Origin of the sequence: Nostoc piscinale CENA21 (genome assembly GCF_001298445.1) — a bacterium.
Lineage (GTDB): Bacteria > Cyanobacteriota > Cyanobacteriia > Cyanobacteriales > Nostocaceae > Nostoc_B > Nostoc_B piscinale_A.
Genome location: NZ_CP012036.1, coordinates 4,204,158 through 4,225,832, shown reverse-complemented (window position 1 = coordinate 4,225,832; position 21,675 = coordinate 4,204,158). Strand labels below are relative to the sequence as shown.

Sequence of the window (21,675 nt, the reverse complement as noted above, 5' to 3'; positions counted from 1 at the left end):
CTATCTCTTTTTTTCTTTCAGAGTTTGCAGTCTTGGGTTAGCATCTTGCAAAATGGTTGACTCAGTAGCGATTTGGGAGTTCAAATCCGTTACTTGCTGTAAAAGTTTTTGATATAAAGAAGCAGCATTAAGTACTGTTGTTTTTCCATTATCTGACTGGAGCAGACTTAATTGATTTCGGACTTGCGTCAACTGTAGATTAATATTCTGTCGCGCCTCAGCTAGAGAACTAGCTTGTTTATCCAGCAAATCTCCTTGACTATCTGGATTGTTAAAACTGTATCTTTGACGAAAAATTTGCAATTCTTGTTGAATTTGATTAACTCTGCTTTGTATCGATGGCAACTGTTTATCAATAAATTGCAACCCTTGACGCAATTTTGTTTGTCTTCTTTCTTGGCTATATTCTATATAGTCTTTTGAAATTACATCTAATACTGCTTTAACTTGATTTGGGTCTTCTCCTCGATAACGAACATCTATAATTTTGGTTTCACCTAACCGATTAATCGTCAAGGCTCGTAGTAAAGATTGATAAGTGAGACTTGGATAAGAAACTCGCAACTGATCCAGAATATTCGTCATCAATTCAGGACTTTTGAGGACTAAAATTTGACTATCATAATCTAGGGTTGAAGTCTTAGGATTATTATCTTGAACAATATTTACTGGCTCATTATCATTGTTAATCGGTTCCACTAACATTAAAAAGTTACTTTCATATTCTCTTGGCTGCTTAGTTAGCATGACATTCACAACCACAAAAGTCATGACAGCCATCGATACTCCCACTATAACTAGCGATCGCCGTTTTAATACGTTTAGCCAATCCTTGATACTAAAATTTTCTTCTTCTTCTTCATTCCATTGCGGAGGCATAGGTTGCGGTTGCGGAAATAACGGCTTATATTTGCCATTTTGTTCAGTGTTTAAGCTGCGGTATGATTGGTCACTCATTTTCGTTACTTACATTTAAGTATGTTTTAACTATTTTTAATAAAATGATGAATATTTTAGTATCAGATTGTTTCTAAATCGCTAAAAAAATATGAGTAAATCTCTGTTCATAATTTATTATTGAGTAGTTAGCTATTGAATCTAGATAGATACTGAGTCAAACAAAAAAGTAATTTATTATACATCTTGCTTTCATCAGTATTCTTATAATCGCTAAAATTCCACATAAAATATCTATACAGATCCTAATTGATACAACACATCTGTATTATAAAGATTTAATTATTCTATATGTAGATACCTTGAGACCTAGGTAACTCAGAGATTAGCTCAATATCAATTACTTTAATTCCAACCGAAAGAAAATATTTAAACGGTACTGAAGGGATAAACGTAAAGGCTGGGAGTACGGCATGTTAAGTGAATGAATCTGTGAGTAAACGAAATTCCGGATTAACTTGCCCGTACAGGAGTAGAAAAGGGCATTTTTTTGGATGTAATGTATTTTTTCTTCAAATCAAATATGAATCCTATAGTTACCCCAATGTCAATTATACTACCAAGGTTTTTAGGCTGCATAATCAACCTCGTTACATAATCAACTATTTGCCTGCCACTGGAGCTGATTTAGTAGCTATCTTTGGATTCTGTAATATTTACTTCATATAAAGTTTAATACAAAGCCAAAACAGCCTTTTATGAAGAAACATCTGAAAAATCTTCTGAAAAAATGAACTTTCTATGAAGGATACCAGTTATCTTTAAAACATGGTATCTTATATTTCGTGATCACACTTACGTAAACAAAAATATTGGGATTTCAATTAGGAGGAAATTTTATACTTAAGAGAAATTTATTAAGTAGTCAAATAAGAAATTACAAAAAAAGTGCAAAAAAATCATGAAAGAGGGTAGTTTTTATTTAATAATTATTGTAAAATCGCATATTTTTTAAGAAATAGTAATATATATGATATATGAACAAAAGTGGTCATTTTTATGTAACTGACAATAGCTAACAAATTAAATAGAACAAAATGGTTGACTGGCGCTTTAAATAAATCCTTTATCTGGCAAATAGTTACGGTTATTCCTGCTTTTGTATTGCTTATGTGTGTTCCCAATTTCGAGAAAAGTATTGAATTCAGAACTATAGCTAGATAGCCTAGATAAACTAAAATCTTAGGTGAGCATAGAGGATAATAGTGGCAGATAAAAGAGCCTCTATCAGCCTGTAAAGAAAGAAAATCATCAGTCAATATAGGTAATATTTTCAGGTATCGGATTAATGACTTAGGCAGTTCGGGAGTGTCGTAAACAAAAATTTTAAATTATCCCGTAGGACACAGCCGATGAAATTAAATGAATGGATTAATCACAAATTTGTACCCTCTATTTCTATTCCTGTAGAATCCGAACCTACACCAACTGTAAAAAGCCAGAAATCTATAAAGTTGTCTGTCATCACTCAGTTTTTCCCTCCTGATTATGCTGCTACAGGACAGTTGATTGAAGAACTCGTGAAACAGCTAGGGCAGCAAGGTGTAAATGTTGAGGTATTTACCAGTCAACCTGGTTATGCGTTTCAATCTCAGACTGCTCCTGCTGTTGAATGGGTTGACCGAATCAGAATTCAACGCTCACGGACTGCTCAACTTTGGTCTGGTAGAATTCGTGGTAAAGCTGTTAATGGTGTTCTATATACTTTACGTGCATTACTGTATCTGTTCCGAGCTTGGCGACGCAACAACATATTATTAGTTACCACAGCCCCACCATTCTTACCAATTATTGGATATTTAGCTTATTTATTATTTCGACTACCTTATGTCTGCATACTTTATGATCTCTACCCAGATATTGCGATCGCACTGGGAGTAGTTTCAAAAAATAGTTGGTTAGTGCGTTTGTGGAATGAAATTAACAAACAAGTTTGGTTAAAGTCTAAGGGGATTGTGGTACTTAGCCCCGCAATGAAGCAAAAAATATTAGCCCAGTGTCCAGAAGCGGCTGATAAAATTGCAGTAATACACAGTTGGGCTAACCCGGAAGCAATTGTGCCAATTCCGAAGAAGGAAAACTGGTTTGCCCACGAATACAATCTAGTTAACAAATTCACGGTGCTGTATTCTGGTAATATGGGGCGCTGCCATGATATAGAAACCATGTTGGAAGCAGCAAAACAATTACAAGATGAACCAATTCAGTTTGTCTGCATTGGAGGTGGTGCCAAACGTGAAGAATTAATCAAAGAAGTAAATCGTTTAGGACTAGACAATTTCACCTTCCTACCTTACCAAGATAAACAAGTCCTACCTTATTCCTTAACAGCCTGTGATTTATCATTAGTGAGTGTGGATGCAATCACAGAGGGTTTAGTTGTACCAAGCAAACTCTACTCGGCTTTAGCAGCAGGTAGACCAATTGCTGTAATTTGTTCCCAGTCTTCTTACCTTAGAGAAATGGTAGCAGAAGCTAACTGTGGAAGTACATTTGAGAATGGAGATAGTCAAGGGTTAGCGCAATTTATCCGTTTTCTCAGCCGTGATCTCCAAATAGGGGAACGTATGGGTAAAGCAGGCCGTCAGTATTTGCGATCGCACTTCACACCAAAAGTCATATCTCAACAATACTTACGTGTTCTGCAACAGGCAATATCATCTGATGAGTTTATGCCCAAATCTCAGAGCAATGTAAAGTAAGCTTAGTGAGGTTATTAAAGTTTGGTAATTTCCCCATAATTATCAAATTAATCAAGCCACAAATGTTCAACTACATGGTATAAAAATATCATCAGGTAAATACAAAGTTAAAAACTTGATTGAATTAAACTGTATTTCAATAACTTAAAGTTATTGATGAGAGTTTAAAAGCTGGTTTCAAAAATTTCCAGCGTTGTGAAATAATTAACCAACAAAAGTAGCAAAAACAAATAGAATTACTAGTGTAATTGAACATTTTGGCTGTATGTTGAGGAGTTGGGCTTTGATGGTCTTCTTTTGATCTCAGTCCCTCCAACGCAACCTTCCTTGCTCATAGTTGTTGTCTATACAGGAGGTGAAATTGCAGAGAAGGTGTGACCGAAATCGGAAACGTTCTAAACGACGCGGAATTTATTGTCCGATTCATGGCTGTTACCTTGATAGTGTCAGTCAGAAGTATCAGATATTTGCTGATAAACCAGGTCAATTACAACAAAGAGGTATGAGTCGGCGGAATGCCTTAATACTAGTAGCAAATCGAACAGCAGTCCCTCTCGAAGGAGAATGGTTAGAAGCTTTTTGGTGTGAACACTGCCAGCAGACCAGATGGTATCACGTTCGTAAACGTGACGAGCGTACTTATGAAATTTCAACAGCACCACAAGAACTATGGCAACAAGCAACAGGAGTGATTAGTTCTCACGGAAATCCTTCTGTAAGTGAATTTACACGTAGGAGTGCCAAAGATATTACTTATCAAACTCTGAGTAGTTTTCAGGTTGTTAATTAACTAAGCTATTAAATTCCTTCATATATTAATCTTCAATCAAAAACTATGAGTAATACGAAAATTGTAGCTAAACAAGAGTTAGTGATTGAAGCTGGACGCACTGAGCAACAGTATTGGAAAGATATCTGGCGTTATAGAGAATTGTTTTATTTTCTGGCTTGGCGTGACATTTTAGTAAGATATAAACAAACTGCGATCGGTATTGCTTGGGCATTAATTCGTCCATTTCTAACGATGGTAGTCTTTTCAGTCGTATTTGGACAATTAGCAAAACTGCCTTCCCAGGGTGCGCCTTACCCAATTTTAGTATTTTCAGCAATGTTGCCTTGGCAATTTTTTGCTAATTCCCTTTCCGAGTGCAGTAATAGTTTGATTGGTAATGCCAATTTAATTTCAAAAGTATACTTTCCTCGCCTCATTGTTCCTACCAGTGCAGTGGTAGTTAGCTTTGTAGACTTCATGGTTTCAGGCATCATCCTACTAGGATTAATGGCTTGGTATAACTTTGTTCCTACTTGGCGAATTGTCACCTTACCATTTTTTATTGCTATTGCCTTTGCTGCTTCAATGGGTGCAGGGTTATGGCTGGCTTCTTTAAATGTTAAATACAGAGATTTCCGTTATATTGTCCCGTTTATTGTGCAGTTTGGATTATACATATCACCAGTAGGCTTTAGTAGCACCATAGTTCCAAAACAGTGGCGACTTTTGTACTCTTTAAACCCAATTGTTGGCGTAATTGACGGTTTTCGCTGGGCGATTTTAGGTGGAGAATCAAATTTATATTTACCTGGATTTTTGCTATCTTTGGGTTTAGTATTTCTATTATTTATAAGTGGAATTTGGTACTTCCGCAAAATGGAACGAACATTTGCTGATGTAATTTAACAATAAAAACCTCAATCAAAAATATCTTTGTCCTAGAAATTAGAAATTTAATTATCAGATAAATTTAAAATCAAAACTAATGTCTGACACTATAATTACAGTAGAAAACCTGGGTAAAAAATATATTATTGGACACCAACAGCAGGAAAAGTATACTGCTTTACGAGATGTTATAGCCAATGGTGCTAAGGGTTTATTTAAGTCTTTCCAAAATAGAAAATTTCAATCCTCAAACTATCATGAAGAGTTTTGGGCGCTAAAGGATGTTTCATTTGAAATTAAGCAAGGTGATAGAGTAGGCATTATTGGACGCAATGGCGCAGGTAAATCTACACTGTTGAAAATTCTCAGTCGTATTACTGAACCAACACAAGGAAACATCAAAATTAAAGGCAGAGTTGCTAGTTTATTGGAGGTAGGTACAGGCTTTCACCCAGAATTGACTGGTAGAGAAAATATCTACCTCAATGGTGCAATTTTAGGGATGAGTAAGGCAGAGATTAAGCAAAAGTTTGATGAAATTGTAGCTTTTGCAGAGGTAGAAAAGTTCTTAGACACCCCAGTAAAACGATATTCATCAGGTATGTATGTAAGGTTGGCGTTTGCCGTAGCCGCGCATTTAGAACCAGAGATATTAATTGTGGATGAAGTTTTAGCCGTGGGTGATGCTAAATTTCAGCAGAAATGTCTAGGCAAGATGCAAGAAGTTAGCACTGAAGGACGAACCCTGATATTTGTCAGCCATAATAACAGTGCTATAGCTAATCTTTGTGAGCGTGGAATTTTTTTAGAGAAAGGTAGTATAAAAGCAGACACAAATAGCACTCATGCTCTTAATCTTTATACTAGCGAATTAAACCAGTTAAGATTTATTGGTCAAGAAAATACACAATATCCAAGCATTTGGAAAGTAGAAATTGATCAAAGTGCATTAGAAAAAGGTGATCTAGATGTTCTTGTTTATTTTACTTCTCCTTGGCCACTTAATCCACCTTTAGTTGGAATTGTTGTTTACAACATTCATGGTACACCTTTGTTTGGGACAAATACTTGGTTAGATCCAGAATTCCAACCACAAAGCCTATCTTCTGGAATCGCTACTATGATGATTAAAAATCTACCTTTACATTCTGGAAGCTACAAACTTTCTGTTTGGCTCGGAGAAAAAAATCAGAACTATGATTCCAAACAAGATGCAGTAGCATTTGATTTTATATCTCTAAGTTCTCTACCTCAAGGTCTTTCTCCAGATTTTATTGGCCCCTTTAATGTGAATGGTAAATGGAGATTAACACAGTACAAATAATTTACAAAAACTTTATAAATTAAACAATAAGCATTATATTAGGAATCATATTTGATTTCCGAGAAAAATCACGAGGTAGATAATACGAAGGAATTTATCTGTGCTAACAGCGAACAATGATAAATCAAGATATACATCTCCATAAAATTAACAGAGGAACTGATTTTCCGTCTTTTCGGATATACGGAGTTTTTTAAGAAATCAAATATGATTCATATATATTAATGATTATTAGCATAAATAATGCGTTAAAATTACTTGACCAAAACATTAGATTGCTTTATTTAAGAGGCTTGGGTATTGAGATTGATTTTTCCTGCTTAATTAGCAGTAATATAGTTATAAATTTAGGTTATTCACAAGGTCATAAGGGAAATATAAAAATTAGTTCAAAAACACAGATAAATCACGGAGTTACTTTGGATGCTTGGGGAGGTTCAATAACTATTGATGAGAATGTATTTATAGGTCCTTACACAGTAATATATGGACATGGGGGGGTCAAAATTGGCAAAGATACTTTGATTGCTATGCACTGCCGAATATTATCTTCAAATCATACAATTCCTGATAGAAATAGCCGCATTAGATCAAAACCAGATGTTTTATTACCAGTAAATATCGGAGAAGATGTATGGCTTGGTGCGGGGGTTACTATTTTAGGAGGTGTTACTGTTGGAGATGGTTGTGTTGTTGGTGCTGGTGCAGTTGTAACTAAAGATTTACCACCTTACTCAATAGCAGTTGGTGTTCCTGCAAAAGTAGTGAAAACTCGTTTATGAATCCTTTGATTTCAGTTATTATTCCTACTCATAATCCTAATGACAAGCGGTTAAACAAAACGCTTATTGCTCTAAAGAACCAGACTCTTTTACAAGAAAATTGGGAACTAATAGTTATAGATAATTTAACGCCTGATCCCAGTTATATTCCTAGCTTTGATTTCTCTTGGCACAATTTTGCAAAAATTATTAGAGAAGAACGCTTAGGGTTAACACGAGCAAGAATAGCAGGAATTAATGCCAGTCGAGGCAATTATTTAGTATTTGTAGATGATGATAACGTCCTTGATGTAAATTATCTAAGTAATGTAATTGCAATTTTCCAAAATCATCACCATTTGGGAGCTATTGGTGGAAAATCTCTCCCAGAGTTTGAAGTTGAACCTGAGCATTGGATAAAAGATTTTTGGGTTTGTTTAGCACTTCGTGATTTAGGTGATGAGGTTCAAGTTTACTCTTTTGATGAACTATCTAGTAAAGAAAAACAACACCCATTATTTGCTCCCATTGGAGCAGGAATGGCACTACAACGTCAAGCCGCACAATTTTACGTTGATAGTATTGCTGAAAATGTCAATCGGCTATCTTTAGATAGAACAGGTAAGAGTTTACAATCTGGGGGTGATTGCGACATTAACTTAACACTTTTAGAAGCTGGTTGGGCAGTTGGTTACTTTCCTCAACTGCAACTAAATCACCTAATCTCGTCAAATCGTTTAACCAAAGATTATCTTGCTCGTCTGAACCGTGCTTCATCACGTTCCTGGGTTCAAGTTTTAGATGCTCATAACATTCATCCTTGGCAGAAAATACCCAGTTGGAGTGTTATTCCCAGACAGATAAAGGCATTTTTTAGTTATCAACCTTGGAAAAGTCCTGCTAATTACATCAATTGGCAGGGTGCTTGTGGAATGTTTGAGGGACTAGGAGAATTATTAACTAATAAAAGTACCAACCTTTGAACTATAGTTTCATTTATATGTTTGGACTTACTGATTTATATAAAGAAGATGAGGAAGACAAAAACACTCTTATCTTTCATTCAAAAGAAAAAATTTTAAAAATAAAAAACGCCTACCAATGGTTGGTGGAGTGAAATTGTGAAAATCAGCCAACCCTAAAGTAAAATTCCTATTTAGATTATTTACTCGTATCACAAAGTAAATTCAATACTAAAGTATTAGCAAAGATGTATTACGATTTGTCTATAATTATTCCTGCCTACAATCGTACTGAAATGCTGAAGTATACTCTTCAGAGTATAAAGAACGCAATTCATAATTTAAATGTAGAAGTAATTATTGTTGATGATGGTTCAAAAGAACCTTTATCAGAGCAACTGCAAGGGTTTTTGAATTTGCCTATTCGCTTTATTCGACAAATAAATCAAGGTTCAATTGTTGCTAGAAATCGAGGACTCAAAGAAGCAGAGGGTAAATATGTTTTATTTCTTGATTCAGATGATTTAGTTCATCCAGATAAACTGACTTTACAAATCTCTGCTTTAGAAGCATCCCAAGCAGATGTTTCTTATACTGACGAGGCAACTGTCAAGCTTAAGGGGGAATACAGTAATTTAGCCTTCCAACCAAAACGTATTCTTCGCCATGTTAATCACTCAGCAGAGTTTTATTTGGCGGTGCAACCAATTCCTAGTAATCCAATATACAGAAGAAGTTACTTGGTGCAATACTTGAGTAATCCATTAGTTCCGGAGAATCGGATATTTGATCCAGTAGGAGATGTTTGGATTTATTATAATTTGGCAGCTTATGATGCCAAAATAACTAAAATTAATGGTCACTATAGTATTGCAGGTGAACATGAACAAGAAAGGTATACTGATCACTGGGAAAATTTGGGAGTAGCATCCCTGGCAGTAATGATGTCATTTATGAAAAACTGTCCATCTAGTGATTTAACACATGAAGCTCGTAGACTTGTAGGAGAGTGCGCTTTTATTTCTTGGCGCAAATTGCCGAAAAATTTTAATTCAGCATTTGAACATAAAATGATGGAAATTTGGCAAAAAGCACCTAAAGGAAGTTTGAATCACTTGGGAGGAAGATTTTTTCAAACTCTCGCAAAACTAATTGGGGCGAAAAATGCAGCTTTCGTTCTTCGACATATACAAAGACCTGATTATTCTCAAATACAAACAGTAAGTTTTGAAGACTTAAAAGAAATGGTAGCTATTCTTCATAGCATTTAAATTATTAGCAAATTGAAAGATATGGCGATATCGGATGAAAAATCATAAACACAATATAGTTAGTGATCACCTCCGCCATTATGCCAAGGAATGGAAGCTAGGAGAGGTTGCCTATAAATTATACTATGCTCCTAAAGGATTTGTGCAGAAAACAATGCACAAAGGCCCTCTCAATATGGTAATAGACCATTTTTCAAGTCTTCAGATGGAACAAGCAGTTTATCGTTTATTACCGATTAGCCCGCAAAATTTACAACAATCACTTGATATCTATTTCTTGACTGGTCGAAAGTTTTGGTATCAGACCTGTTTTTGTGCTTATTCAATGGCACAACATACAAACTTGACTTTGCGACCAATTATTTATGATGATGGCTCTCTAGAAAAGAAGTATCAAGCTCAAATTATTAAAATTTTTCCTAATGCCAAAATTATTCTTAAGCCAGAAATTGAAGAATATATAAATCAACACTTACCACAACATAAATTTCCATATCTGAGAGAACGCCGCTTCAATTATCCCAATATGCGGAAGATTACAGATATTCATGCTGGTTCTAAAGGCTGGAAACTGGTACTTGACTCAGATATGTTATTCTTTCGTACACCTGATTTTCTGTTGAACTGGCTCAAATCTCCTCAACAACCATGCCATATGGTAGACGTGGAAACTTCCTACGGTTATTCTGATACTTTAATGGCCTCCTTAGCACAAGCTACAATCTCTGAGCGATTGAATGTAGGAATATGTGGTTTAAAAAGTGAGGATATTGATTGGGAAAAACTCGAATATTGGTGCAAAACGCTAATTGAGCAGCAAGGCACTCACTACTATCAAGAGCAAGCACTTGTCGCTATGCTTATGGCTGGTAAACCCTGTGCCGTTGCACCAGAGGAAAACTACATCGTTATGCCAAGTCGGGAGGAAGTGATGAAGCCTAAAGCCGTTTTACATCACTACGTTGCCGACTCCAAGCCTTGGTATTTTCGCTACGGCTGGAAGCATATTGCTCAGAATTTGTTTTTAGGTCAGACAAAATCTAATATGTAAATTTAGTGGAGCAAGTTTCATGAAACCTTTGGTTTCTATACTTATACCCTGCTATAATGCTGAACCTTGGTTAGCAGAAACATTAGAATCTACTCTACAGCAAACTTGGAAAAATATAGAAATAATCTTAGTAGATGATGGCTCAATTGATGGCAGTTTAACAGTTGCCAAGAAATTTGAGACAAGGGGTGTGAAAGTTATCAGTCAAACTAATCGGGGAGCAAGTGCAGCTAGAAATCGAGCGATTCAAGAGGCGAAAGGAGACTTTATTCAATATCTAGATGCTGATGATTTGTTGGCACCTGACAAGATAGAACTTCAAATGCAACTTTTAAATTGCGATCGCAATTCTGATTACATTGCATCAGGCGCATGGGCAAGATTTTACAAAACACCATCAGAAGCATTATTTAAGCCTCAACCTCTTTGGACAGATATGTCACCTGTTGAATGGCTGATTTGCGCTTGGGAAGGCAATTGGATGATGCACCCTGCTGCTTGGTTAATTCCCCGTAAAATCTTTGAAGCAACAGGTTTTTGGAACGAAAGCTTATCCTTAAATGATGATGGAGAATATTTTTGTAGGGCATTATTAGCTAGTAAAGGAGTAAAGTTCTGTGCAGATGCTAAAACTTATTATCGCTCTGGTCTTCAAAATAGTTTAAGTAAAGCTACATCTAGAGATTCTTGGGACTCAGCTGTTAAAGCATTACTACTATGTTTAAATTATCTACTTACAGTAGAGGATAGTTTTCGTACTCGTCATGCTTGTGCCACACTCTTACAACGTAATATATATAGTATTTACCCAGACGTTCCAGACTTATTACAAATAGTTGAATCTCAAGTAAAAATGCTTGGAGGATCTGACCTGAAACTTGATTCTGGCCCTTTAATAAAACTTATAGAAAATATTTTTGGTTGGAAATTAGCAAGAAGACTTCAGAAGTTTAGACGTATTTATTTGCCGCAGTTGCAAATAAAATAACAAGTATAAATAAAATATTAATTATGAGAATTTTATTAAGTTGTTTACAGTCTCCGCATAGACATCCAATCCCAGCATACAAGTTTTGGGAAGATTATTTTAAAAAAGGAATTGAAGAAGCAGGGCATGAATGGATAGAAGTAAAAGATGTTGATTGGGCAGAAGGTTTAGTTTATTCAGATACTAAAAGATTACAAGAATGGCGTAATTTTACATGGGAAACTACTATTAAATATATTAAAAAACAACAAGAAATTAAAGCTATTGATTTATTCTTAAGCTATTTATTTCCTCAACAAATAAACTCTGATGCTATTAAGCATATTCAGTCATTAGGTATACCTTGTGTCAACTTTTTTTGTGACAACGTTAGAGAGTTTACACAAATACCTAATGAATTTTGCTGCTTTGATTTACATTGGGTTCCAGAATTTAAGGCATTAAAAATGTATCAGCAGGCAAATCTTAAATATCTTTATGCACCTATGCCTGTTTGGATTCCATATCATCAAAGAAGCTATAAGCATTCGGAAAATTACGGTGTTAGCTTTATTGGTTCCCGTGATGTACAGCGTGAAGCATTACTTGCCCAAGTTTTATCTTTTGTTCCTGTTGAAATTAGAGGTAGTGGATGGGATAATACTCCATCTAGTTCATCAATTTCTTCTGTGCCTCAACACCAAAGCTTTTGGCAAACTGGTCTTAATCAATGGAAATTTATCTCTCACCAAGGTACTTTAGCTTGGCTGAGAAAATTAAAATCTAAATCAATACCAAGAATTGCTAACGATACCTTCACAAATTTTGTTAAACAGCCACCAAATGCAGATGAATACACAGCAATTATTCAACAAAGCATAATTACTCTAGGTATCAATCGTTATCCTAGTTATCGTTATCCATTTTATAAACCTGACACTTACTCTCGAATGCGTGATATTGAAGCCCCAATGATGGGAGCTTGTTATTTAACTGAATGGACAGAAGGACTGGAACATCTATACGAATTAGGAGAAGAAATTGAAACTTATCGTAACGTAGATGATATGGTTGAAAAAATTCAATATTTAATTAAATCTCCCGATGTAAGGCAAAAATTAAGATACAATGGTCAAAAAAGAGCATTATCGGAACATACTGTTCCCCACAGTATTTCTAAAATATGTCGAGCAATAACGTAAACAAAATTTACACTACCTCTAAAATTGAGTTGAATCTTATATTTCAATCTACATTAATCTGGTAATTAAAACTGATTGATGGCAAAGATACTAATTTTAATTGGTGGACATCTCTGCACAGCACCGCGCCCACAAAAAGAAGCAGAAGCCTTAGCAAATGCAGGTCATGATGTCACCGTGTGCGGCTTTTGGTTTGATCCAGATTTAGTAGAGCGCGATCGCCTGCTCATAGCAAACAAAAAATGGCAATTTGCACCCATTATCGACTTCCAACCAAGCCAAAGATTCAACAACTGGGCTGTTCGCCTCCAAGCACGTTTAGCTAAAGAAAAATTTCAACGTTTCGGGATTTTTTCACCCGAATTGCTGGGTTACGGAGCAAAAGCAATGCTAAAAGTTGCTTTAAAAAGCCGTGCAGATTTAACGATAGTCCACTCAGAGCTAGGACTTTGGGTAGGAAACAAACTTTTAGATCAAGGCTTTAAAGTAGGTGTAGATTTTGAAGACTGGTTTTCTGAAGACTTATTACCAGAAGCCCGCGTCAGCCGTCCTATTGAGCAGCTAAAAACTCTAGAAAGTAGGCTAGCAAAAGAATGTACCTATTGCCTGACTACATCCCATGCCTTAGCCGATGCTCTAGCTAAAGCTTACAACGCACCCAAACCCACAGTCATTTATAACGTTTTTCCCTTATCTGAGCGATCGCAAATTGACCACCAAAAACGCGATCGCTGTAATCTGAACTTACCCTCTGTTCACTGGTTCTCTCAAACTATTGGCCCAGGACGTGGACTAGAAACCCTATTTCAAGCTTTACCTTACATCAACATTCCTTTAGAAATACATTTGCGAGGTAATTATCCTGAAAGTTCCCGCCAATGGCTAGAACCATTAATACCTGAGCAATGGCGAGAGCTTCTATTTATTCACCCTACTGTACCCAACAATGAGTTACTATCGCGTATTGCTGAACATGATATTGGTCTAGCTTTGGAACGCAGCGATATTCCTAGTCGCAATCTTACAGTCACAAATAAATTATTTCAATATCTACAAGCCGGTTTAGCTGTTATTGCTACTGATACGGATGGACAAAGAGAGATTTTATCTCAAAATTCTGCTATTGGTCGATTGATAACCAATAATCCAATAGAACTAGCCCAAGCAATTAATGACTTATTGAAAGATTCTAATACATTAAATACAACTAAATTAGCTTCTTTGGAAATTTTTAAAGAAAAATTTATTTGGGAACAACAGCTTGATAAATTATTGCAATTAATGCTTAAAAGTTTGGATAATTAAGGAGTATGCTTAAAGTGATTAAGTATGGAAAAGTATGAATTTGTAGAAAATAAAATTGTTTTTTTGAACAAAAATCTACTTAAATCATGAATCATAGATATATTATTGGGAAAACTTTGTCTAATATTGGCAATACGATATTAGCATCTGAGCTTATGCCTTTGACCAGGATAGTACCTCAAGGAATTAGCTATCCATATGATATTAAAAGAATAGCTAAAAATAGGAAAATTAAAACAATATTTGATGTGGGCGCAAACATAGGGCAAACTAGTAGATTCTTAAACTGGCATTTCCCACAAGCCGAGATATTTGCATTTGAACCAATAAATGAAACTTTTAAAACACTACAGAAAAATACTCACTACTTAAATAAAATCCAGTGTTTTCATTCAGCACTTGGCTCTCATGAGAGCGAAAAGTTAATTTACATCAGAGAAGATTCGGAACTCAATACTTTGATTGAGCCTAGTGAATTACCCTCAAACTTTAAAAAAACTGAAACAGTAAAAATTACAACAATCGATACAATTGCTAAGAAACATCAACTAACTAGTATTGATATTCTAAAGATGGATGTGCAAGGGTATGAATTAGAAGTTATTTATGGTGCTGAATTTTACGTTAAGAATAACTTAATTAATTTCATTTATGCAGAAATAGACTTTGATGAACATAATAAAGAATGCCAAGATTTTGGAGAATTAAACAAATTTTTAGTGAAAAATAATTTTAAGTTTTCTGGCTTTTATGAAGTTTTTAGATGGGGAGAAAACAAAAGATACTTTGGCTTTTGTAATGCTCTTTTTGTTAATTGTAATTTATAGTTTTAAGTTGTGCTGGCTATTATATGACATATTGGAATCCACAATACAAAACCCTAGACCATTGGCGTGGTATCGCTGCCTTATGGGTGATGCTTTTTCATGGTTTTGGAACTACTTTTGATAAATCTCTTCATCCATTGGTAGAAATAATAAAATCCATTGCGGCTCCTGGTTGGTTAGGAGTGCATATTTTCTTTGTTATTAGCGGCTATTGTATTACAGCCAGCGTCTATAAACTGATTCTCAAGGGTGGTAGTTCATGGGCATTTCTACAAACTAGAATTTTGCGTTTAATGCCAACTTACTGGATAGCATTTTTATTAACTTTAAGTTTAAATATTATATCTTCACCTTTTAATAAAGTGAATTTAGCAGATGCAATTCCTTCTTCATGGGAGATTTGGTTCGGAAACTTGTTTCTCATACAGCCCTATTTGAATGTTCCTTTTTATGTTGTTGTCTACTGGTCATTGGTGGTAGAAATAGGATTTTATTTGATTGTTGCTACTCTTTTAATAATTAGAAACAAGATTAGTCAAAATTTATCTTTGTTCCTGGGATTATTCTTAGCATTTATGGCAATATTTATGCCTCATGACTCAAAGCTAGGTTGGATAAGATATTGGTCGGAATTTGTATGTGGATCTCTAGTATTTACTGCTTTATTTGCGAAGCATAAAAATCATACTTATCATCAAAATCTATCTATAACTTTAATTATGATACTAGGTGCTACAGGCGCTTGGATTCACTTGATTCATGATCAAAATCAACTCTGGTTTAGTAGTATTTTCGCAATAATCATTTATTTGTTATATGGTTTTGATAATATTATCAATTCAATTAACTTGATAAATTGGCTTAAATATTTTGGTTTAATATCATATTCGCTTTATCTACTTCATGTTCCCTTTCAAGGAAGAGTAGTAAATCTAGGAACAAGATTTATTCCCGTTGACAGCATAATGATACTTGTACTGCAAGTGTTAGGATGGGCTGTGGCAATTACCATTAGTATTATCTTTTTCAAATTAGTTGAAAAACCTTTAAATAACTGGCGATATCAACAAAGAATAGCTAAATTATAGCCATGAAAATCCTGCTTACAGCCGATCCTGAATTACCAGTACCACCAAAACTATATGGTGGCATTGAACGTATTGTTGATTTACTTGTCACAGGATTGCAAGCTCGTGGACATACAGTTGGACTGGTTGCTAACGCTGATTCAACATCACCAGCAAATAAGTCTTTTGCTTGGCCAGGAAAGCGATCGCAAAACAAATTAGATGCACTCCAAAATACATTGACTCTATGGTCAGCAGTACAGCAGTTTCAGCCTGATATTATCCATAGCTTCTCGCGTATCCTGTATTTATTACCCCTGTTATCCTCTGATATCCCCAAGGTGATGTCTTATCAGCGAAATCCCAGCCATCGCACCACTAGCTGGGGTGTCAAACTTGCCAAGGGTTCTCTGACTTTTACAGGTTGTAGTAATTATATTTGTAACATTGGACGAAAGGCTGGGGGTGTTTGGCATACTATCCATAACTGTGTAGAACTAGAAAAATACACTTTTCAACCAAAGGTAGCTCCCGATGCACCCCTAGTATTTCTCAGTCGAGTAGAGCGAATTAAAGGAGCGCATACAGCGATCGCTATTGCCAAAAAAACCGGACGCAGCTTAATCATTGCTGGCAATCACGCCACAACTGGAAAAACTGGTAAATACTGGCAAGAAGAAATTGTGCCTCACTTGGGAAAGGATGGAATAGAGTATATTGGGGCTGTTAACGACACTCAGAAAAATGAACTGCTAGGGCAAGCTGCTGCCATGATTGTTCCCATAGAATGGGAAGAACCTTTCGGGATTGTTTTTGCTGAAGCTCTTGCTTGTGGTACTCCTGTAATATCTTGTTCCAGAGGCGCATTGCCAGAGATTATCAGGCAAGGTATTGATGGTTATTTAATTAACAGTATTGATGAAGCCGTAGTAGCCATTAACAGTTTACCTAAGTTAAATCGACAAGATTGCCGTCAGCGTGTTGAAGAGTTTTTTTCTACTAATGTAATCGTAAGCCAATATGAGCAGATGTATCATAGTTTAGCTACCTCTATTTCCTAAAATTAAATCTATATAAATTAAGAAATTAAGATTCTGTAAAATGCTGAAACAAAACATTATTTATCTCACCAAATTGCTAAACAGTCTTATTGAGTTTGTTTTTATAGAAAAGAGACTTCCGCAAAGATTAACCGAGAATTATATATTTCAGTATCCTAGTTTTATTAAAAGTTATTTTAACAATAAATATAAGATTATTAAATATGAAAATATTGCTGTTGTTGATTTAAATAATGTACAGAAAAGATATCTTTTTCAGATTTTATATTTTCTCAGTATGTCACATACACAACTTATTTTTATATGGGATTTTAATATTAAAAATTATATAAAATTAGGTTATGAAGGAAGAAGACTATTATCTATAAAAAATCTAAAAATAGTTAATAAAATACCTGATAATTTAAAAATAACAACACTTGTTACTGAAAATCTTCAACAGCATAATTATTCAGTCAAGCCAGAAAAATTGCGAATTCTTGTGGAACAAGATGTGGCGCAAAAACCTTGCTCAGAGTCATTTTTAATTCCTTATTCAGTTCATCCATCTTTCCTCCAAAACTATCAACAGTATACTAATAAATTAAGTAAATTTAGAAGTAATCACAGATTATGGTCTATTTTATTTTCGGGAAACGTTGGGTTTGTAGGTGATAAACACTTAGTGGAAAGATATTATGGAGTTCCTTCGCGTGATAGAAGTGTGGAATTTTTGATAAAACACACAAAACAATTGAATATAAAGGTAATTGATAACATTTGGGAAAGAAAACATTTGACAAAAAAAGCAGAGAAATACAGTAATTATTCTCTGCTTCTTTGCCAGAAAAAAGGATTGCAAGAAAAATGGCTGATAGAGTTGTCAAATGCTAATTTTTTCTTGGCATTACCTGGTGGATATATGTTGATGTGCCACAATGTAATTGAAGCAATGTCAGTAGGTACAATACCTATCATTTCTTATGAAAACTGGTTGTATCCTAATCTGATTCATGGGAAAAACTGTTTAGTGTATAAAACGTTAGACGAAATGTATGACTTAATTGATCAAATAACTAAGATAGATAATGACACTATCAAAACCATGAAAAAGAATGTAATAAATTATTATGATGAATATCTTAGTTATTATAAAGTGGTAGATTTTATAAAAAACTATAAAGGTACAAATTTATATTTATATTTCAATAATGAAAATGCTGAAATACTAAAGAATGTTACAAATGAATCAATTTTAAGTTGTGGGGGTGGTCTTCAAAATATTGCAAATAAAAATCTATGATAATAATTAAAATTGAAAACAGCAATTAAATTGTGATATCTAATGTATCGTACTTTAAAGCGTAAAGTTTTAATTGTTAGCCCCCATTTCCCACCAATTAACGCCCCCGACCATCAACGGGTGCGAATGTCTCTAGCCTATATGGAACAATTTGGTTGGGAAGCACACGTTCTGACAGTTTGTCCAGATTGTGTTGAAGGGATTCAAGACCCCATACTATTAAAAACAATTCCCTCTCATATTCCCATTACATACACAGGCGCATTACCTGTTAAACAAACTCGGCGTATTGGTATGAGTAGTTTGGGGCTACGATGTTTACCATATATTTTACAAGCAGGCGAGCGCCTACTTCGTCAACAAAAATTTGATTTAATCTACTTTTCCACAACCGTATTTCTCACCATGTGGCTAGGTAGTATATGGTATCAAAGTTTTAAAATACCTTATGTCTTGGACTTTCAAGATCCTTGGCTCAGTGATTACTACAAACAAACAGGAACTCAGCCACCAGGAGGACGCTTTAAGCATGGATTTGCTCAACTCCAGGCAAAACTATTAGAACCAAAGGCTTTAAGTCAAGTCGCTCATGTAATTAGCGTTTCACCAGCATATCCAAAAACCTTACAACAACGCTATCCATATTTAAAAACCGAACAATTTACAGTTCTACCGTTTGGTGCGCCTGAACCTGATTTTTCAGCACTTTCTAGCCTGAATATTCAGCAAACAATCTTTAACCCTAATGACGGTAAACGCCATTGGGTGTATGTAGGACGAGGCGGCTATGATATGGCTTTAGCGGTGCGGTCTTTGTTTTTAGGTATTCAGTCACACCGTCACCAAAACCCAGAAATTTGGCAGTCTGTACAGTTACACTTTGTTGGTACTAGCTATGCTCCTGGTAATTTAGCTGTTAAAACTATAGAGCCAATAGCTCAAGAATTAGGGATTGCAGACTTAGTAACTGAACATCCCCATCGCATTCCTTATTTTGAGGCACTACAAATTCTTGTCGATAGCGATGCTATTGTACTAATTGGCTCTGATGACCCTGATTATACGGCATCTAAACTTTATCCCTGCATTCTAGCCAAAAAACCTATATTAGCAATTTTCCATCATCAAAGTTCTGTAGTTGATATCTTGCATCGCTGCCAAGCAGGCCAAGCTGTAACCTTTACTTCAAAGCAAGAACCACAAGATTTGCTATCCCAAGTCATTACGCAACTAAATTGGTTACTATCTATTAATAAAGGATTTCAACCAGACACCGATTGGTCAGCCTTTCAACCCTATACTGCTAGAGCAATGACTCACAAACAATGTGCCATTTTTGATAGGTGTCTTACCACTGCCTGATAAAGTAATCATTATGAACCAATCTATCAATTCAACACCTCAGTCATGGGCATACTTACCTTCTCCACCAAAAAAAGAACAGAAACAATTATTGAGGGTGTTTTGGCTCATATCATTGGGATTGGTTTTCTATGAACTTTTTTTAGTAAAAGATACTCCCTTTGTAAGTAAATTAGGTGCTGTTTTCGTCACCGTTGCAGCTTTGTTACCTAACTATCTTTGGTGTTCAGGTCGTGCTAAGGGAATGCCTGTTTTTCCCTTTTTTGCTCTTACACATATTTGGACTTATGGCTTACCCCTTGTAACTCATCATCCCACTGTTTTAACTTACTCTGTAGAAAACCAAGTATTTGCCAGTCTGACTGTAGCCGGATTTCTGATACTTGGAACTTCAGTATGGTTTTCATTTGTCAAATCTACACCGCGAACACTTAAATTTTACCGAACTTTAGGTAATCGCAAGGGCAATAAGTTTTTCTTCTTTATTTTAATAGTTGGTGTTTTTTTTAATGTGTCTTTTTACGGTAATTGGGGTTGGCTATCTCTTATAAACGGCGGTTTATTCACCGCATTTCGTGCTGCCATTTTAGGACTAAATGCACTGGCTATTTTTGTCCTTGCTTATCAGTTAGGTAATAAAGAATTAAACAAACTGCAAAGTATATTGTTTATTTTGTTACTGTCTGCATACATGATAACAAACTCATTAGGCTATTTGCTTGTGGGTGCTTCTAGTTCATTTCTACTTGCAGCGATCGCTTTTACGATTTCCAGCAAAAAAGTTCCTATAGGACTAATATTTGATTTTTGAAAAAGCTCCGTACATCTGAAGAGTGGGAAAATCAAAGGTAGTGTGACGGATAAACCATTCAAACATCCATTTTAAATGAGAAAATGAAGGGAGCAAAGCACAAAAAACGTCGAACCCAGGTTTTGGCTTGCAACCAAACATCCTCAATAGGGTTTTGTGTTGGACAATTAGGAGCAAAACGAACGCAGTGTATTTTCCACTGGTCAGTTGAAAGTCCTTTATTCAGTTCATCCAAAAAAATTCTTAATTTCTTGAGAACGATGGTAACTAGCACCATCCCAAAAAAATTAATAATTGCTGATTAGGAGACTCATCTAGCAAATAACGTAGATAATCAATCGTATTTTGGGAATTTCCAGCATCATAAGTTTTAAGTATTAATTCTCCTTGAAGATAGTCAATGGCTCCATAATATGTTTGTTTCTCTCGTTCATTGACCACCGGAACCATAATTTCTTGGTCTGTTTTACCCCATATATAACCACTTAAGTCTCCCCACATTAAATGACATTCATCAATCAGTAGCACTCTTAATTTACCTGTTTCAATTTCGCTCCGGTTGTTTTCCAACAATGTTTCAATCTCTTTTTTTTTTGCATCAACAGCATCTGGGTCGGCTTTTGGGTTAACTTTCGTGTTTTTTTTTCCAACTTATTCCTGCTGCTTTAAACAAATCGTAGTAACTTTTTTTCGTTTCGTAAACTACATCGTATTCAAAAGCTAGTTTATACTCTAATTCTCCTATTTCCCAATAATCCTTTGTTTGAAGCCAACTCAATACTTCCTCTCGCTGCTCATTACTCAAATAGCTTTTTCTTCCTTTATAATTTAGTCTTAGACCATCAACACCATTCTCCTCATATACTTGTTTCCAACCTGTTATTGAACCAAGTGAAACACCAAGAATTTTCTTGATTTCCTCATATAAGTAACCTTGATAAACCAGCTTTACTGCTAATCCTTTTCTCGCTTCACGGGCATTTATATTTTGAACTATAAATTCCTCTAGTTCAGCGATCGCCTGCTGCAAGTGCTGATTCAGCATTGTTCTTCCTTATACTTATTACCTGTCTCCGTATTATCTCTTGTTTTTTTTCAAAAAT

18 protein-coding genes and 1 pseudogene are annotated in these 21,675 nt (G+C 35.2%); 17 read left to right on the top strand and 2 right to left on the bottom strand.

Annotation, left to right across the window (positions count from 1 at the left end; translation table 11 throughout):
- On the bottom strand, window positions 1-957 hold the full coding sequence (locus ACX27_RS35405) for a GumC family protein (protein ID WP_335337715.1): 957 nt from the start codon (window positions 955-957) through the stop codon (window positions 1-3).
- 1,352 nt (window positions 958-2,309) lie between these two features.
- On the opposite strand from ACX27_RS35405, the gene ACX27_RS18340 reads away from it, so the two are divergent.
- The 17 genes from ACX27_RS18340 (at window position 2,310) to ACX27_RS18260 (ending at window position 20,572) form a co-directional block, all read left to right on the top strand.
- On the top strand, window positions 2,310-3,659 hold the full coding sequence (locus ACX27_RS18340) for a glycosyltransferase family 4 protein (protein WP_062294870.1): 1,350 nt from the start codon (window positions 2,310-2,312) through the stop codon (window positions 3,657-3,659).
- Window positions 3,660-4,020: 361 nt separating this feature from the next.
- Complete coding sequence (locus tag ACX27_RS18335) at window positions 4,021-4,449, top strand: hypothetical protein (protein ID WP_062298414.1); 429 nt, start codon at window positions 4,021-4,023, stop codon at window positions 4,447-4,449.
- 45 nt (window positions 4,450-4,494) lie between these two features.
- On the top strand, window positions 4,495-5,337 hold the full coding sequence (locus ACX27_RS18330; protein ID WP_062294869.1) for an ABC transporter permease: 843 nt from the start codon (window positions 4,495-4,497) through the stop codon (window positions 5,335-5,337).
- 79 nt (window positions 5,338-5,416) lie between these two features.
- Window positions 5,417-6,643 (top strand): ABC transporter ATP-binding protein, encoded by a 1,227-nt coding sequence (locus tag ACX27_RS18325; RefSeq protein WP_062294868.1) that lies wholly within the window; start codon window positions 5,417-5,419, stop codon window positions 6,641-6,643.
- 224 nt (window positions 6,644-6,867) lie between these two features.
- Window positions 6,868-7,425, top strand: coding sequence for an acyltransferase (locus tag ACX27_RS18320; RefSeq protein WP_062294867.1), 558 nt, complete (start codon window positions 6,868-6,870; stop codon window positions 7,423-7,425).
- Window positions 7,422-8,387: a glycosyltransferase gene (locus ACX27_RS18315; RefSeq protein ID WP_062294866.1), complete on the top strand. Its 966-nt coding sequence runs from the start codon at window positions 7,422-7,424 to the stop codon at window positions 8,385-8,387. Before ACX27_RS18320 ends, ACX27_RS18315 begins: the two co-directional genes overlap by 4 nt.
- A 227-nt stretch (window positions 8,388-8,614) precedes the next feature.
- A complete protein-coding gene (locus ACX27_RS18310; RefSeq protein ID WP_062294865.1) occupies window positions 8,615-9,637 on the top strand; it encodes a glycosyltransferase family A protein in 1,023 nt (340 codons plus the stop codon).
- A 34-nt stretch (window positions 9,638-9,671) separates the two neighbouring features.
- Window positions 9,672-10,688 carry a hypothetical protein gene (locus ACX27_RS18305; protein ID WP_062294864.1) on the top strand — a complete coding sequence of 339 codons (1,017 nt, stop codon included), beginning with the start codon at window positions 9,672-9,674 and terminating at the stop codon, window positions 10,686-10,688.
- A 19-nt stretch (window positions 10,689-10,707) separates the two neighbouring features.
- Window positions 10,708-11,676: a glycosyltransferase family 2 protein gene (locus tag ACX27_RS18300; protein WP_062294863.1), complete on the top strand. Its 969-nt coding sequence runs from the start codon at window positions 10,708-10,710 to the stop codon at window positions 11,674-11,676.
- Window positions 11,677-11,699: 23 nt separating this feature from the next.
- Window positions 11,700-12,857, top strand: coding sequence for a glycosyltransferase family protein (locus ACX27_RS18295; protein ID WP_062294862.1), 1,158 nt, complete (start codon window positions 11,700-11,702; stop codon window positions 12,855-12,857).
- A 78-nt stretch (window positions 12,858-12,935) separates the two neighbouring features.
- On the top strand, window positions 12,936-14,162 hold the full coding sequence (locus ACX27_RS18290) for a glycosyltransferase (protein ID WP_062294861.1): 1,227 nt from the start codon (window positions 12,936-12,938) through the stop codon (window positions 14,160-14,162).
- An 86-nt stretch (window positions 14,163-14,248) separates the two neighbouring features.
- The gene (locus ACX27_RS18285) at window positions 14,249-14,989 is read left to right on the top strand and encodes an FkbM family methyltransferase (protein ID WP_083468770.1); all 741 of its coding nucleotides are present in this window, start codon (window positions 14,249-14,251) and stop codon (window positions 14,987-14,989) included.
- 23 nt (window positions 14,990-15,012) lie between these two features.
- Window positions 15,013-16,077: an acyltransferase family protein gene (locus tag ACX27_RS18280; RefSeq protein ID WP_062294859.1), complete on the top strand. Its 1,065-nt coding sequence runs from the start codon at window positions 15,013-15,015 to the stop codon at window positions 16,075-16,077.
- A 2-nt stretch (window positions 16,078-16,079) separates the two neighbouring features.
- A complete protein-coding gene (locus tag ACX27_RS18275) occupies window positions 16,080-17,117 on the top strand; it encodes a glycosyltransferase (RefSeq protein ID WP_062294858.1) in 1,038 nt (345 codons plus the stop codon).
- Between the two features lie 40 nt (window positions 17,118-17,157).
- Window positions 17,158-18,399: a glycosyltransferase gene (locus ACX27_RS18270; RefSeq protein ID WP_062294857.1), complete on the top strand. Its 1,242-nt coding sequence runs from the start codon at window positions 17,158-17,160 to the stop codon at window positions 18,397-18,399.
- A 42-nt stretch (window positions 18,400-18,441) separates the two neighbouring features.
- Window positions 18,442-19,761, top strand: a complete 1,320-nt coding sequence (locus ACX27_RS18265) for a glycosyltransferase (RefSeq protein ID WP_062294856.1) — start codon at window positions 18,442-18,444, stop codon at window positions 19,759-19,761.
- Window positions 19,727-20,572 carry a hypothetical protein gene (locus tag ACX27_RS18260; RefSeq protein WP_062294855.1) on the top strand — a complete coding sequence of 282 codons (846 nt, stop codon included), beginning with the start codon at window positions 19,727-19,729 and terminating at the stop codon, window positions 20,570-20,572. The genes ACX27_RS18265 and ACX27_RS18260 overlap by 35 nt, the downstream gene beginning before the upstream one ends.
- On the opposite strand, the pseudogene ACX27_RS31825 reads toward ACX27_RS18260, so the two are convergent.
- Window positions 20,555-21,593 (bottom strand): annotated as a pseudogene (locus ACX27_RS31825) (IS630 family transposase); the annotation flags it as partial. The gene ACX27_RS18260 and the pseudogene ACX27_RS31825 sit on opposite strands and share 18 nt — an antisense overlap.
- Window positions 21,594-21,675 lie beyond the last annotated feature (82 nt).

Bases quoted from the DNA above. Each gene is read 5' to 3' on its own strand.
- ACX27_RS18265 (WP_062294856.1), top strand. From the start codon at position 18,442: ATGTATCGTACTTTAAAGCGTAAAGTTTTAATTGTTAGCCCCCATTTC.
- ACX27_RS18310 (WP_062294865.1), top strand. From the start codon at position 8,615: ATGTATTACGATTTGTCTATAATTATTCCTGCCTACAATCGTACTGAA.
- ACX27_RS18305 (WP_062294864.1), top strand. From the start codon at position 9,672: ATGAAAAATCATAAACACAATATAGTTAGTGATCACCTCCGCCATTAT.
- ACX27_RS18280 (WP_062294859.1), top strand. From the start codon at position 15,013: ATGACATATTGGAATCCACAATACAAAACCCTAGACCATTGGCGTGGT.
- ACX27_RS18300 (WP_062294863.1), top strand. From the start codon at position 10,708: ATGAAACCTTTGGTTTCTATACTTATACCCTGCTATAATGCTGAACCT.
- ACX27_RS18290 (WP_062294861.1), top strand. From the start codon at position 12,936: ATGGCAAAGATACTAATTTTAATTGGTGGACATCTCTGCACAGCACCG.
- ACX27_RS18285 (WP_083468770.1), top strand. From the start codon at position 14,249: ATGAATCATAGATATATTATTGGGAAAACTTTGTCTAATATTGGCAAT.
- ACX27_RS18270 (WP_062294857.1), top strand. From the start codon at position 17,158: ATGCTGAAACAAAACATTATTTATCTCACCAAATTGCTAAACAGTCTT.
- ACX27_RS18275 (WP_062294858.1), top strand. From the start codon at position 16,080: ATGAAAATCCTGCTTACAGCCGATCCTGAATTACCAGTACCACCAAAA.
- ACX27_RS18295 (WP_062294862.1), top strand. From the start codon at position 11,700: ATGAGAATTTTATTAAGTTGTTTACAGTCTCCGCATAGACATCCAATC.
- ACX27_RS18325 (WP_062294868.1), top strand. From the start codon at position 5,417: ATGTCTGACACTATAATTACAGTAGAAAACCTGGGTAAAAAATATATT.
- ACX27_RS18315 (WP_062294866.1), top strand. From the start codon at position 7,422: ATGAATCCTTTGATTTCAGTTATTATTCCTACTCATAATCCTAATGAC.
- ACX27_RS18340 (WP_062294870.1), top strand. From the start codon at position 2,310: ATGAAATTAAATGAATGGATTAATCACAAATTTGTACCCTCTATTTCT.
- ACX27_RS18320 (WP_062294867.1), top strand. From the start codon at position 6,868: ATGATTATTAGCATAAATAATGCGTTAAAATTACTTGACCAAAACATT.
- ACX27_RS35405 (WP_335337715.1), bottom strand. From the start codon at position 957: ATGAGTGACCAATCATACCGCAGCTTAAACACTGAACAAAATGGCAAA.
- ACX27_RS18330 (WP_062294869.1), top strand. From the start codon at position 4,495: ATGAGTAATACGAAAATTGTAGCTAAACAAGAGTTAGTGATTGAAGCT.